The organism is Chamaesiphon minutus PCC 6605, assembly GCF_000317145.1.
In the GTDB taxonomy this organism is placed as follows: Bacteria; Cyanobacteriota; Cyanobacteriia; order Cyanobacteriales; family Chamaesiphonaceae; genus Chamaesiphon; species Chamaesiphon minutus.
This window is the reverse complement of sequence record NC_019697.1, coordinates 5,560,387-5,573,395: the sequence shown is the minus strand read 5'-3', so window position 1 is coordinate 5,573,395 and position 13,009 is coordinate 5,560,387. Positions and strand designations below refer to the sequence as shown.

At 47.4% G+C, this 13,009-nt stretch carries 11 protein-coding genes; 7 read left to right on the top strand and 4 right to left on the bottom strand.

Going from position 1 to position 13,009, the window contains the following annotated elements; all coding sequences use genetic code 11:
• Positions 1–116: 116 nt before the first annotated feature.
• Positions 117–743, bottom strand: coding sequence for a recombination mediator RecR (gene recR, locus CHA6605_RS25460; RefSeq protein ID WP_051039044.1), 627 nt, complete (start codon positions 741–743; stop codon positions 117–119).
• 344 nt (positions 744–1,087) lie between these two features.
• Between recR and CHA6605_RS25455 the strand changes: the two genes are divergently transcribed.
• The 3 genes from CHA6605_RS25455 (at position 1,088) to speA (ending at position 7,082) form a co-directional block, all read left to right on the top strand.
• Positions 1,088–3,049 (top strand): hypothetical protein, encoded by a 1,962-nt coding sequence (locus CHA6605_RS25455; RefSeq protein ID WP_015162246.1) that lies wholly within the window; start codon positions 1,088–1,090, stop codon positions 3,047–3,049.
• A 419-nt stretch (positions 3,050–3,468) separates the two neighbouring features.
• A complete protein-coding gene (locus CHA6605_RS32055) occupies positions 3,469–4,308 on the top strand; it encodes a peptidoglycan-binding protein (RefSeq protein WP_015162245.1) in 840 nt (279 codons plus the stop codon).
• A 758-nt stretch (positions 4,309–5,066) separates the two neighbouring features.
• A complete protein-coding gene (speA, locus tag CHA6605_RS25445; protein WP_015162244.1) occupies positions 5,067–7,082 on the top strand; it encodes a biosynthetic arginine decarboxylase in 2,016 nt (671 codons plus the stop codon).
• 98 nt (positions 7,083–7,180) lie between these two features.
• Here the strand turns inward: speA and CHA6605_RS25440 are convergent, their stop codons facing one another.
• Positions 7,181–8,044 carry a CPBP family intramembrane glutamic endopeptidase gene (locus CHA6605_RS25440; protein ID WP_015162243.1) on the bottom strand — a complete coding sequence of 288 codons (864 nt, stop codon included), beginning with the start codon at positions 8,042–8,044 and terminating at the stop codon, positions 7,181–7,183.
• 221 nt (positions 8,045–8,265) lie between these two features.
• On the opposite strand from CHA6605_RS25440, the gene CHA6605_RS25435 reads away from it, so the two are divergent.
• Positions 8,266–8,607 (top strand): hypothetical protein, encoded by a 342-nt coding sequence (locus tag CHA6605_RS25435; RefSeq protein WP_015162242.1) that lies wholly within the window; start codon positions 8,266–8,268, stop codon positions 8,605–8,607.
• A gap of 31 nt (positions 8,608–8,638) precedes the next feature.
• Here CHA6605_RS25435 and CHA6605_RS34600 read toward each other — a convergent pair whose 3' ends face one another.
• The gene (locus CHA6605_RS34600) at positions 8,639–8,779 is read right to left on the bottom strand and encodes a hypothetical protein (protein ID WP_015162241.1); all 141 of its coding nucleotides are present in this window, start codon (positions 8,777–8,779) and stop codon (positions 8,639–8,641) included.
• A 69-nt stretch (positions 8,780–8,848) separates the two neighbouring features.
• On the opposite strand from CHA6605_RS34600, the gene CHA6605_RS25430 reads away from it, so the two are divergent.
• Entirely contained in the window at positions 8,849–9,076 is a 228-nt protein-coding gene (locus tag CHA6605_RS25430) for a DUF433 domain-containing protein (RefSeq protein ID WP_015162240.1), read from the top strand.
• 3 nt (positions 9,077–9,079) lie between these two features.
• On the top strand, positions 9,080–9,430 hold the full coding sequence (locus CHA6605_RS25425; RefSeq protein ID WP_015162239.1) for a DUF5615 family PIN-like protein: 351 nt from the start codon (positions 9,080–9,082) through the stop codon (positions 9,428–9,430).
• A gap of 296 nt (positions 9,431–9,726) precedes the next feature.
• On the opposite strand, the gene CHA6605_RS25420 is transcribed toward CHA6605_RS25425, so the two are convergent.
• Positions 9,727–9,933, bottom strand: a complete 207-nt coding sequence (locus tag CHA6605_RS25420; protein ID WP_157260106.1) for a hypothetical protein — start codon at positions 9,931–9,933, stop codon at positions 9,727–9,729.
• A gap of 165 nt (positions 9,934–10,098) precedes the next feature.
• Between CHA6605_RS25420 and CHA6605_RS35885 the strand changes: the two genes are divergently transcribed.
• A complete protein-coding gene (locus CHA6605_RS35885) occupies positions 10,099–13,008 on the top strand; it encodes a TIGR03960 family B12-binding radical SAM protein (RefSeq protein WP_015162238.1) in 2,910 nt (969 codons plus the stop codon).
• The last annotated feature ends 1 nt before the right edge of the window (position 13,009 follow it).

The following is a 13,009-nucleotide window of genomic DNA, read 5'->3' as shown; positions in this document are numbered from 1 at the left end:
GAGAGGCTGCGCCAACGAGACAGTGGATCGTCGGTTATGCTGAAGGCTCATAGCAAAAAGTAATTATCAATTATCAACTATCAGTGTGACCTTAAATGACTTAATGTTACTCCCCACTAGTTTATCTCTCGCCTGCCTTCTAGAGCGCGGGCGAGAGTTATTTCGTCTGCATATTCCAGATCGCCGCCCATGGGCAGTCCAAAGGCAATTCTCGTCACTTTGGTCAGCGGCGAGATCAGTCTACCGAGATATAAAGTTGTTGTCTCGCCTTCGACTGTCGGACTCACTGCCACGATCGCTTCTTTGACATCTTGCTCATTGATGCGTCGTAACAATGATGAAATATTTAATTGCTCGGGGCCAATTCCATCCATCGGTGAAATAATCCCACCCAAAACATGATATTGACCGCTAAATTCTCGCGTTCTTTCTAAAGCAATCACATCGCGAGAATCAGCGACGATACAGATAGTTTGTCGATCGCGCTGCGGGTTGCGACAGATATCGCAAATTGGTTCGGCAGATAGGTGAAAACAAACCTGACACAAGCCGACTTGCTGCTTGGCCTCGATCAAAGCTTGAGCCAATTGCTCGACCTCTGTTGCCGATCGTTTAAGAATATGTAAAGCCAATCTCTGGGCAGATTTGGGACCTACTCCAGGCAAGCGTTGTAGTTGCTCGATTAAGTTAGCAAGGGGGCGCGTATAAGCCGTAATTTTCGCTCCTGACGATCGCTGGATGATTATTATAGCAGAGGATGTCAGTTGGGTGGATGGGTGGATGGGTTGATGGGTAATAGGTAGTGGGTAATGGGCGCATTTTATTTCCAACCCAAAATCCGTCTTGACTGAAACACATGGGTCGTGAATCTCCGCGTGATTTCAGTCGCTGTCTTGTCTTGACGCATCGAACGGGAGGGAACCTCCCGTTCGATGCGTCGCTGTCTCGCTCAATCTGGAGGGAACCTCCAGAACGCGAGCCGCAAAATCCAAATCCCTAGTAAGTCATAACTAGTAACTTCTACATTCGATCGTTCAGATCGCCAAACCCCAGACTACACTAGAGATTGTAGCTTTGTCTCCGTCATGTGTTCAGTCAACCATCCCTCATCCTCGATCTTCTCACCAGTGGGTGGGTGGTACTAGTATTTATCATTCTATTTGGCTTGTTACCGCTGTTGGCATTTCGGCAGGTATCGATCCCCTCATTGGCTAGTCGCATCGTGGGAGCTTTTGCGCGGACGACTGCGACAATCGCCATTGGCGGGATATTGTGGACAAAGTTAGGTTTATTTACGTGGATAACAGCGGTATTGTGTTATCTGACTGGTTTGGGCATCGGTTGGATTGCTAGCGATCGGTGGCAGTATCGCGGCAAATTTCAACAGCTCGGTCAACAAATCGCACTTTCGACGATCGATATTTTCGATCGCGGGTTATCGTTGCCACAACTGTCGCGGTGGTTGCTGTCTCCGTGGCGAGCCATCGAGCGGTTAATCCAATCTCGGCTGCTAATCGAAGCACAACACCGGGTGGTCCCGACTAGCAGGGTGCGAATTTCGAGTCGAGCCGTTGTGCCCCAAGAGCGGTTGCGATCGAGCGATCCAAATACCTTCGAGCGACAAGATCGCAAATCGGATCGGGTTGGTCATCACTCTGGCTCTAGCTTACCATCACTATTTTTGACAGCGATCGTCATGCTGTCGATCGGCGCGCTCTCCTTATGGCTGCGATTCGAGCATCCGATCGTCGAGTTTCGATTCACTTATCCCGATACCTACGGTCGATTGCTGGTCGTCCAACAGATATTGGCAAGAGACTTACCCCAAATTAACTACTTGCCGATTTTTCCTAGCTTGGCGGCCTTTCTCACCGCTTTGAGCGGAGTGCATCCACTCCAAGTCGTCCAGATATTGGGGGCGATTATTGGCACTTTGCTAGTGCTGGGTATCGGTTATACGATGCGCTGTCTGACCAAAAATGGTGCGGCGGCATTGGCAACTAGCTATAGTCTAGGAGCTTATCTGTTTACCTGGAATTTACCAATTTCCAGTCGGCTACCACTGGGCGTTCGTCAATGCCTGGGGACGCTGCGGGACGCGCTCGATCTGGGTTTGATCCGATCGTGGGCGGCAAGTGAGTCAGAACTGAGCGCGCTGTTTGTCATCCTGGCGATCGGTTGCAGCACGCAGATTATCGGATCTTCACAGCGAACCGCCACGATCGTTAATACTAGTTGCTGCACCTTTCTGGCTCTAGCTCTCGATCCTACTCTGCCGATTTTAATTTTATTTGGGTGGTTTGGTGGCATTTTTGGGCGACAAATGGCCTTATTTACCTTGAGTATGGGTTGGCTGATTTTGGGCGTATTAGCAGCCATTCCAACTAGCGGCTTTGCGATGCTGACGGGGATCTTAACGACGCTTCCGATCGGTTTGAGCTTGCTAGTCGGATTGCTATTTATCGCGATCGCTTCAGCCGGGAGATTATTATTGGCTAATTGGTCGGTACCGATCTGTTTAACCGTTTTTCTGGCAATTACGCTCAATTTTTGTTTGCCACCATCGCCCCAAATCGATTATCTCGAATACGATGCCGCCGCCCGCAAAGCAGTAGAGATCGGATATCTATTTCCCCACCATCAATGGACTGTCGTCGCGCCAATCGAACAATTGTCTCAAGTCTATGGTCGCGGCTGGTATGAAGATGCAGCTCAATTTACCGCCCGATATCGCGATCGAGTTACCGCCGCTAGCTTCGTATTTCCACATCAAACTACACTTTTGGTCTTTGTCGAAAAGCGTCCCTTTATCTCTGATAAGCCAGAGTATCCAGTCCCCTATTCAGTCCTGATCGATCCGACCTATCGTAATTATCGATCGCCCAGCGGACGCACGCAACTCGCGACAGCAATGTTACAATTGTGCGAAACTTACCGTCGCTACCATCCCGATCTCCAGGCAATTTATTATGAGAACGATCGATTGCGAATTTATCAATTCTCGCCAGCTTCTATGGATAATAAAAAGTCCCAACTTACCATAAGATAAGTTCGGGACGAATAATCAGGGTGCATCTACCACTTCTATATCCGCACTCCCCACCGCATTATCGGGACGAATTTGAAATTAATTTGCTAGAGCCTTCATAATAAAAAGCCCCAACTTACTACAAGGCAAGTCAGGGACGAATAATCAGGGTGCATCTACCACTCCTATATCCATACTTCCCACAATGCCATCGGGACGAATTTAAAGTAATCTACTAAATAATAAAAAGCCCCAACTTACTACAAGGCAAGTTAGGGACGAATAATCAGGGTGCATCTACCACTCCTATATCCATACTTCCCACAATGCCATCGGGACGAAACGCACAAAGTTAATAATTTTCATTGGGATTTGAGGATTGACAGGATTAAGTTGTCGGGACTACCTACCCATCACCCATTACCCATTCCCTTAGCGATATGACTACAGTTAAAGAAGCGATCGAGGCGATGATTCGAGAGCGTAATGTCGAAACCGGACGCGTTAGCGGCTTGAGTCGGCAAATTATCGCCCAAATGAATACCTTGCAGACTGGTATTTTAGTTAACTTTGAGAGCCTACCAGGAATTAACTCTTCTGGCGAAGCTCATCTCAATCTCTATCTGCAAGCTGGAGCCAGAGAAGCTTTGCGAGCCGCACTGCGATCGGGGATCGCCCAGCAACCCAGTCTGAGAATGACAATTAATTCAGCTTTTCGGACTGTTGCCCAACAGCACATTCTCTACCGTGTTTATCAGCGAGATCCCAAATTAATTCCATTAGCCGCCAAGCCTGGAAATAGCAACCATGAAGATGGTCTGGCGATCGATGTTAATAACTATAATGCTTGGAAAACCTATCTGTTGGCTAATGGTTGGCAATGGCTTGGCGGTAACGATCCGGTACATTTTTTTAATACTAACGGACGGGATGATATCAGTACCTTGGGAGTGAAAGCTTTTCAGAGCCTGTGGAATCGCTACAATCCCACAGATCGAATGACTGTAGATGGTAACTTTGGCGACCAAACCGCCGCGAAAATGGATCGGTGCCCGATCCGGGGCTTTTCAGTAGTCAGCGTGTTTCGTCTGGGCGATAATGGAGCCGTTGTAACGCGGATTCAGCAGCACTTGACCAATGTCGGTTTCTCTGTGCCCATCAATGGCGTTTTCGACGACAAAACGAAGGCGGCTGTCATTAAGTTTCAACTCAAGCAAGGATTGGCTGCGGATGGCGATGTCGGCCCGATGACTCTCAAACTGCTAGGGATTAGGCTTTAGGCTTGAGGCAGATGGTAGGAGGTAACAAGCAGCGACGCTGCTTAGTTAACTCACATCTTGCACCAATACGGAAAGACTAGTGCTTAGTAGAGATAGTCGGGTACCCACAAGCGGCGTTTTTATTCGGGGGTTCCCCCCGAATAAAAAAACGACAAGACAGGGGCACCCCTACACAATTAATCTGTAGGGGTGCCCCTGTCTTGTCTTGTCTCGCTGCTTGGTGCGCTTCCATGGTCGGGAAACCCGACCGGAGCGCATCCGCATAATCCGGGAGGTTTCCTCCCGGCTGCGAGCCGCTGACGCATCGAACGGGAGGGAACCTCCCGTTCGTTGGCGGAGCCTTCCCGAAGGGAGCTGCGTCGCTTGTGGGTACCCTGGATCTACACTATTTTGGGAGACTCGGAGACTGGGAGAAAGAAACGGTAGCCTCATTTCCGCTGCTTATAAATAGTATACTTGAACTGGTGCAAGATGTGAGTTAACGAATATAGGAAGCTCATATTCTTACCCATTACCTATATTACCCATTACCCATTACTCATCCACCCATCCACCCATCTACCCATTTACCCATTTACCCTCCACCCAAAACATTTACAATATTGGATACATCTATAGTTGTATTAGCTCTCTGGGGTATCTTAAATACGTCAAGGTGCATCGAATCGATCGAGAGATCCTTGAATAATGCGTTAAACTAACAGACGGTAGTCCGTTCGACGATAGGAGAAATGGGATAGGCTGTGGCAGAAAAAAAAATGGAACTAGAGCGAGCTGAGATCACCGTAACCGCAGAGTTAGATCGACTATTGAAAAATACTGTAGATCCCAAGGATAAAGCGAAAGTGGGTGTCAAAAACCAACACCAACCCGAACGACCCAAAGCACCTTGGACGATCGAGGATAGTGAGAATCTGTACCGAATTCAAGGCTGGGGCGAACCTTACTTTTCAATTAATGCTGCGGGGCACGTTACCGTAGCACCCCAAGGCGATCGCGGTGGCTCGCTAGACCTTTACGAGCTAGTCACATCCCTGCAACAGCGCAACTTGGCTTTGCCGCTGCTGATTCGGTTTTCAGACATTTTAGAGCATCGGATCGAGCGGCTCAATGCCTGTTTTGCTAAAGCGATCGCGCGTTATAACTATGGCGGCGTGTACAAAGGGGTATTTCCGGTCAAGTGCAACCAACAAAAGCACCTGATCGAAGATCTGGTTAAATTTGGCAAACCATATCAATTTGGTTTGGAAGCAGGCTCCAAACCAGAGCTAATGATTGCGATTGCCATGCTCAATAACCCTGGAGCCTTGCTAATTTGCAATGGCTACAAAGATCGCGAATATATCGAAACCGCGATGCTAGCGCAGAAATTAGACCAAACACCGATTATCGTTCTCGAACAGATCGAAGAAGTCGAAATTGCGATCGAAGCAGCCAAAGCACTCGGCATTAAACCCAATCTTGGCGTCCGTGCCAAACTCAATGCTAAAGGAATCGGACGCTGGGGCGTATCTAGCGGCGATCGGGCTAAATTTGGGCTGACGATTCCCGAAATCATCATGGTAGTAGACAAGCTCAAAGCAGTCGATATGATCGACTCCTTGCAACTGCTGCACTTCCACATCGGCTCGCAAATTTCCTCGATCTCTGTGATCAAAGATGCGATCGGCGAAGCTAGCAAGATCTATGTCGAACTCGTCCAATTAGGGGCGAATATGAAATATCTCGACGTCGGTGGTGGTTTGGGCATCGATTACGACGGTTCGCAGACCAATTTTCATGCTTCCAAAAACTACGATCTCCAAAACTACGCCAACGATATCGTCGCCGAAGTTCGTGAGACATGTAGCGACAAAAATATCCCCGTTCCTACCCTGATCAGTGAAAGCGGACGCGCGATCGCCTCCCACCAATCGGTGCTAATTTTTGATGTCCTGAGCACCTGTGAAGTCCGCACCGACTTACCCCCACCCACAACCAATCCCGAACACCAAATCGTGCGCAACCTGTGGGAAACTTACGAAAGTATTACCCCAGAAAATTTTCGGGAAGCATTTTACGATGCCAACCAATTTAAAGAAGAAGCCCTCAGTCGCTTTAAATTTGGCTACCTGACGCTCACCGAACGTTCTCGTGCCGAACAACTCTATTGGGCTTGCTGCCAAAAAATCCTCGACATCGCCAAGCGCGAGGAATATATGCCCGAAGATTTGGAAGAACTCGAACAAATCATGGCATCGATCTACTATATCAATTTGTCCGTCTTCCAGTCGGCTCCAGATAGTTGGGCGATCGATCAATTATTCCCGATTATGCCGATTCATCGGTTGGGTGAAGAACCCACCCGACGGGGCATTTTGGCCGATCTTACCTGCGATAGCGATGGCAAAATCGACCAATTTATCGATCTTAAAGACGTCAAACACGTACTCGAATTGCATCCTTTAGAAGCCAAGGAACCTTATTATTTAGGACTATTTCTCGGTGGTGCTTATCAAGAGATTATGGGCAATCTTCATAACTTATTTGGAGATACCAATGCCGTCCATATCAAGATCACCCCTAAAGGTTATAAGATCGAACACGTCGTTAAAGGCGATACGATGACCGAAGTTGTCGGTTACGTTCAATATGATGTTGAAGACTTAATTGAGAGCATTCGTCAAAAAGCCGAACAAGCACTGCTTGAAAATCGGATCGAGATCGGTGAAGCCCAACGCCTGTTACAAAACTACGAACACAGTCTGTCTCAATATACTTATCTCGCTCCGTAAGAGATAAATGGTAGGGGTAATTCATGAGTTATCCCTACCATTAACTACCGCAGAAACCCGACTTCTCAAAAAAGTTGGGTTTCTTTTTTGCTAACATTTTAAACTTTGGGTCGATCGAATGTCTTCGACATATTCGACATTAAAACAGCTAAAATTCCTAAGAAAATCAACCCCAATATCCCCGAAATTGGATTGCCATTTATTCCAGTAATCCAATCCGAAACTCGACCAGAATATTTAACCATATTCCCAACGTTGACAATATAATAAGCCCAGACCATCCCAGCATGAAGACCGATCGAAATCCCTAATAAGTTTCGATGTTGATGTTTGGCAACAATCACGACAATGCCGAGTAAAACTAGTCCAGGGAACTGCGGCAAAGATGCGAGTATGACTGGAATCGGTTTGAGAAAATGTAAGAGCGCGAATAAGCTAGCATCGATAATTAAAGCAATTTTTGGCGCATAATCTCGCTCTAATTCATCCAACATCCAGCCCCGAAAAAATAACTCTTCTGCCAAGCCGACGCCCAATGCTGTTGCCGAACCTTCTAATGCTAACTGCAAAATAGACAATCGCGGGGATTGCCACGTCAACCAACCGAGCAGCCCTTGAGTAATAAATAACGCAACAGCAAAGCTCGCACCGATCGCCAATCCTTTGAGTAATAATAGTCCATTCTGGCGCGTGAAGACCAACCCATAACGAGCGTATAAATTGGGATGCTCGTAAACTTTGCGTCCCCACCAAGGTAATAATGCGATAAACTCGATCGCGAGCAATCCCATTGTCAGAATCGAGAGCAAATTCTTGGTAGCCGGATCTTCCAGATTTTGGGTGCTACTCATCACTAGATATATGATTGCCAATCCAGGCAACCATATTAAAGCCAACACCAGGATAAAGCAAAACATTCGCCCCGGTGCTGGATAATTTTTAATCTGACTGAAATTTAGCATGATGTAGATCCAGAACCCAAAATATTCAACCAATACTATTTAACGTTATAAGGCGTTTCGGTGGCTCTGAGCAAGATTGCTTCTAATTCTAATAATAACCCTGGTTTTCTCGATCGATCGATAATAATTACGATCGTGATGCATAATTGTCACCCATTCACCCAATAATGTAAGTATCAGACAAAACAGCCTACCCAAACGATCTATTGGAGACTAGCTCAGTGAATGATAAAACAGATCTAGAGCCAAAAGAGATCTTCATTGAAGTTCCCTCAACACCGCACTATCCATATCCAGAGCGAATCCCTTCTGCTTCAGATCCAATGGGTGAAATCCACATCAGAGGGCGCGCACTCAGAACACTAGGCGGAGGTAATGTGCGCTGGTGGGTGCTAATCTCCGGTTGGTTAATGTTTGGCACCACCTTTTTAATCACCTTTGCGCTTGTACTATCTTCACAATCTTATGTTTTAATTTTTCTATTACTAATTACCGCTATTCCCCTATTTCCCTTGTGGAGAGGAACAGCAACCAAGCTAGCTCGACGCAATCGTCGATCGTAATTTGAGGTTTCGTCGATCGAATTCCTAAACTCTAACCTTGACCTCGATTACCTCCGGTTCGCTGTGCCAAAGGCAGGCTTACGCCAACGCGAACGGGTGTACGATCGACAAATCCGATCGATTCACTATCTAAATATCCAGCTAATGCCATTTCGACAACTGGATGTGCCATAAGGTAGGCTTACGCCAACGCAAACGAGACAAGATAAAATAGAAAATAGTTGTATAGAGGTGGTCGATCGTGAACTGGCAAGAAAGAATAGTTATCGAACCCAATATTCTCGTTGGTAAACCTACTATCAGAGGAACTCGCCTCGCTGTGGAATTTGTTATCGATCTTCTTGCTCAAGGATGGAGTAATGAAGATATTATCGAAAATTATTGCATTACGATCGAAGATATTCGAGCTTGTCTCAGTTATGCAAATGAAGCTCTCAAGGCTGAAAAAGTCTACCCCATACCTGCCTAATTTATGCGCTTCCTCGCCGATGAAAATTTTCCAGGCGGTGCCGTAGCAGCATTACGATCGAATGGACATGATGTGGCATGGATTCGCACATTATCGCCAGGGATTTCCGATCCTGAAGTGCTAAAACTTGCCCAAGCAGAAGATCGGGTTTTACTAACTTTTGATAAGGATTTTGGAGAGCTGGCTTTTGTAACTGAGCTTCCCGCAACTAGTGGCATTGTCCTATTTAGGATTCAATCGCCATCAAGTATTATAATGACTGAAAAAATTATAACTGTAATTGAACTTCGTGATGATTGGGCAGGACATTTCAGCACGATCGATAATAACAAAATTCGGATGAGAGAATTGTAATCTCGATCGATTCCCCAATTTCCAACCCCTATCGAATCTACAATCCACAAACCCAAATCGTCGAGCATATCTAGATGTGATGGGCGGGTTCGTTCAATATCAATCTGTACAATTCAATATCCCTAGCATAAACCCTCCCCTACAGTTCCTAGAATTAAGATCGATCGAACACCACAGAAAAATGATCGATCGTTATCAACCTGCAGGGGCTAGTTTATGCAATTCAATCTCGTTGGCGTAGCCTCTTGCAAGAGAATTATACCAGGAATTTATGCCAAATCCGCCATCCACATAATCTACTTTTTCTGGCGAAGTCTTGTACCAATTATTAAAAATAAAAGTGCAATGAATAACACTATTCCAATAATAGCTATAACGTTAAATATTCTCATGCCAATCATAGTTAGTATAGGAATGTTAAATAATTTTCCTATGCCAAAAGACAAAATTCCTGAAGTGCCAAGCACAAGTATCGGATCGCGCACTATTTTTTCAATGTTCATAAGATACTTCTTGTAAAATCGACCCATAAATTGAGGGTCGAAGTTAAAGTGTTGCAACAAAATCGATCGAGTGAAACAACAATACAATCAATATTCCCAATCTCAGATCGAGAATCTGCGCTACGATAGATAATCGCCCAAACAATCCGAACCAGAGGCAAGATCGTGGCAGTTGCAGTAGATAGTCTCATTACTCCTGAAATCCTCAAACCCGCTCGCTATCTTGGTAACGAACTCGGCGCAGTGCATAAGCCGTGGGAGAGTGCGACGGTTCGTTGGGCACTGACATATCCAGAGATCTACGAAGTTGGGGCGAGCAATCTGGGGCATATTATCCTCTACAGTATTATCAACGCCCAGCCGCGCCAATTGTGCGATCGAGCCTATCTACCCGCAGCGGATTTGGCACAGAAGTTACGCGATACGCAGACACCATTATTCGGGGTAGAGTCGCAGAAGTCGCTTGCCGAATTCGATATCCTCGGTTTTAGTCTCAGCTATGAATTGGGCGCAACGAATATCTTGGAAATGTTGAGTCTGGCGGGAATTCCCCTGACGTGGCGCGAACGTGAGGCGGGTAATTATCCACTGATTTTTGCCGGGGGACAGACAGCGACATCCAATCCCGAACCATACGCGGATTTCTTTGACTTTATCGCCCTGGGGGATGGGGAAGAGCTATTACCCGAAATTGGTTTGGTGGTGGAAGATGGCAAGAATGCGGGGTTGAGTCGGCGGGATTTATTATTGGATTTGGCGCAGGTGCCTGGTGTCTATGTACCCCAATTTTACGATTCGCATCCCGATGGGAGTGTGAAACCCAATCATCCCGACGTACCCGAACGCATTCTCCGACGGGTAGCTACCCCGATTCCAGCATACTCGATCGGGTTGGTGCCCTATGTCGAAACCGTCCACGACAGGTTAACTATCGAAATTCGCCGTGGTTGTACCCGTGGTTGTCGCTTTTGCCAGCCAGGAATGTTGACTCGCCCTGCGCGGGATGTGGAGCCGGAAGCAGTAATTAATGCGATCGAATCTGGAATGCGATCGACGGGTTATGATGAGTTTTCTCTTCTCTCCCTCAGTTGCTCCGATTATCTCGCTCTTCCTGCTGTCGGATTAGAAATTAAGAATCGGCTTAAGGATGAAAATATCTCGCTCACGCTTCCCAGTCAGCGGGTAGATAGATTCGATGAAAATATTGCCAATATCATTGGCGGTACGCGTCAAGGTGGCTTAACTTTTGCGCCCGAAGCGGGTACCCAACGCCTGCGGGATATTATTAACAAGGGTTTGACGAATGAAGAACTGCTGCGCGGCGTGAAGACGGGCTTCGAGCAAGGTTGGGATAAGATCAAACTCTACTTTATGATCGGTTTACCGGGCGAAACCGATGTCGATGTCATTGGGATTGCCGAAACTGTGCGCTGGCTCAAACGGGAATGCTGGGCAAAGGGCAAACGGTACCTGAATTTTAATATCACCATTTCCAATTTCACACCCAAACCCCATACCCCTTTCCAATGGCATTCGGTTTCGACTACCGAATTTGCCCGCAAACAACGGTTACTCAAAGAAGAATTCCGAGATCTACGCGGTGTTAAGGTCAATTATACTGACGTGCGGATCTCGGCAATGGAAGATTTTGTCGGACGGGGCGACAGATCTCTTGCTCCCGTCATCCGTCGCGCCTGGGAACTCGGTGCGGGGATGGATGCCTGGTGGGAAAGTCTGGATAAAGCCTACGGTGCCTGGGCACAAGCGATCGACGAAGCTGGTTTAGACTGGAAATACCGTCGCGTCGAAAATGGGGAATGGAATATCTTCGAGAACGATCCCGCTCTTGCTCCCTCCACTTTACAAGGGGAGGGCTGGGTTGGGGTAAAGATCTCCGCCGAAACCCTAGTCTCCAAGCAGGGATTTGGAGTAGGTAGCGAAGATGGTGGGGTACCCACGAGGGGCACCCCTACAGATCCGGGTACTGAGCCAAGATCTGTAGTCAATAATCGCGCCCCAATCCTCAAACCACGCATCGCCACAGGCGAAGCCGCACTAACAGATTCCTCGAACACACCAGAATCCGTAGGGGTGCCCCTTGTGGGTACCCAGCCCACCACGGCACCCACAAATAATCCAGTCCCCCCCTCCCCCATCCAACTTCCCCACAACCTCAACGCCCCCCTCCCCTGGGATCACCTCGACACGGGTATCGATAAAAAGTGGCTCCAAGACGACCTAGAACGCGCCCTCGCCGCTGGCATCGTCCCCGACTGCTCATTCGATGGCTGCTCCCATTGCGGCGTCTGTGGCACCGATTTCGGGCACAATGTTATCGTACCGCCCCTCCCCATCCCCGAATTTACGGGACACTTTACCCCCAATACCGACAAAGTACAGCGCATCCGCGTCTGGTTCGGCAAAATTGGCAAAATGTCTCTAGTCGGGCATCTAGATTTAGCCAAATTATTCGATCGAGCCATCCGCCGTGCCAGTATTCCCGTAACCTACAGTGGCGGCTTCCATCCGGCACCTCGGATTATGATTGCCAACGCCTTACCATTAGGCTCGACAAGTACGGGTGAAATCGCCGATATCGAACTCACCAGCATGATGGATGAGTCAGAATTTCACACCAAATTAGCAGCCCAATTACCCGCAGATATTCCCATTTATCGCGTAGAATCTGTTGATCTCAAACAACCTGCGGCTTCAGCGTTAATAACTAAAGCGGAATATCTAATTACTGTTTCATCGATTAGCGAAATACCTCCCCAATGGGAAACTTGGCTCGCGGCGGTGTTAGCTAGTCAGGAAATCATTCAGAACAAAAAATCTAAATCTGGCAAGAATACACAAATCAATCTACGCGATCGATTATATGAATTGGAGTCGGAACCCACCCCCAGCCCCTCCGAGGAGGGGAGTAATATAGAGTTGCGATATGTGGGCAGTTGTGCAAATGATGGAACGTTGTTGCGTCCAGAACAGATGGTGTTTATGTTAGAACAGGTTTCTGGGATGGAGTTGCAGTTGGTAAGTGTTGTTCGATTGAGATTGATTGTAGGTGAGTAAC

Coding starts and splice junctions, on each gene's coding strand:
- CHA6605_RS32055 (WP_015162245.1), top strand. CDS start 3,469: ATGACTACAGTTAAAGAAGCGATCGAGGCGATGATTCGAGAGCGTAAT.
- speA (WP_015162244.1), top strand. CDS start 5,067: ATGGAACTAGAGCGAGCTGAGATCACCGTAACCGCAGAGTTAGATCGA.
- CHA6605_RS25440 (WP_015162243.1), bottom strand. CDS start 8,044: ATGCTAAATTTCAGTCAGATTAAAAATTATCCAGCACCGGGGCGAATG.
- CHA6605_RS34600 (WP_015162241.1), bottom strand. CDS start 8,779: ATGGCACATCCAGTTGTCGAAATGGCATTAGCTGGATATTTAGATAGT.
- CHA6605_RS25425 (WP_015162239.1), top strand. CDS start 9,080: ATGCGCTTCCTCGCCGATGAAAATTTTCCAGGCGGTGCCGTAGCAGCA.
- CHA6605_RS25420 (WP_157260106.1), bottom strand. CDS start 9,933: ATGAACATTGAAAAAATAGTGCGCGATCCGATACTTGTGCTTGGCACT.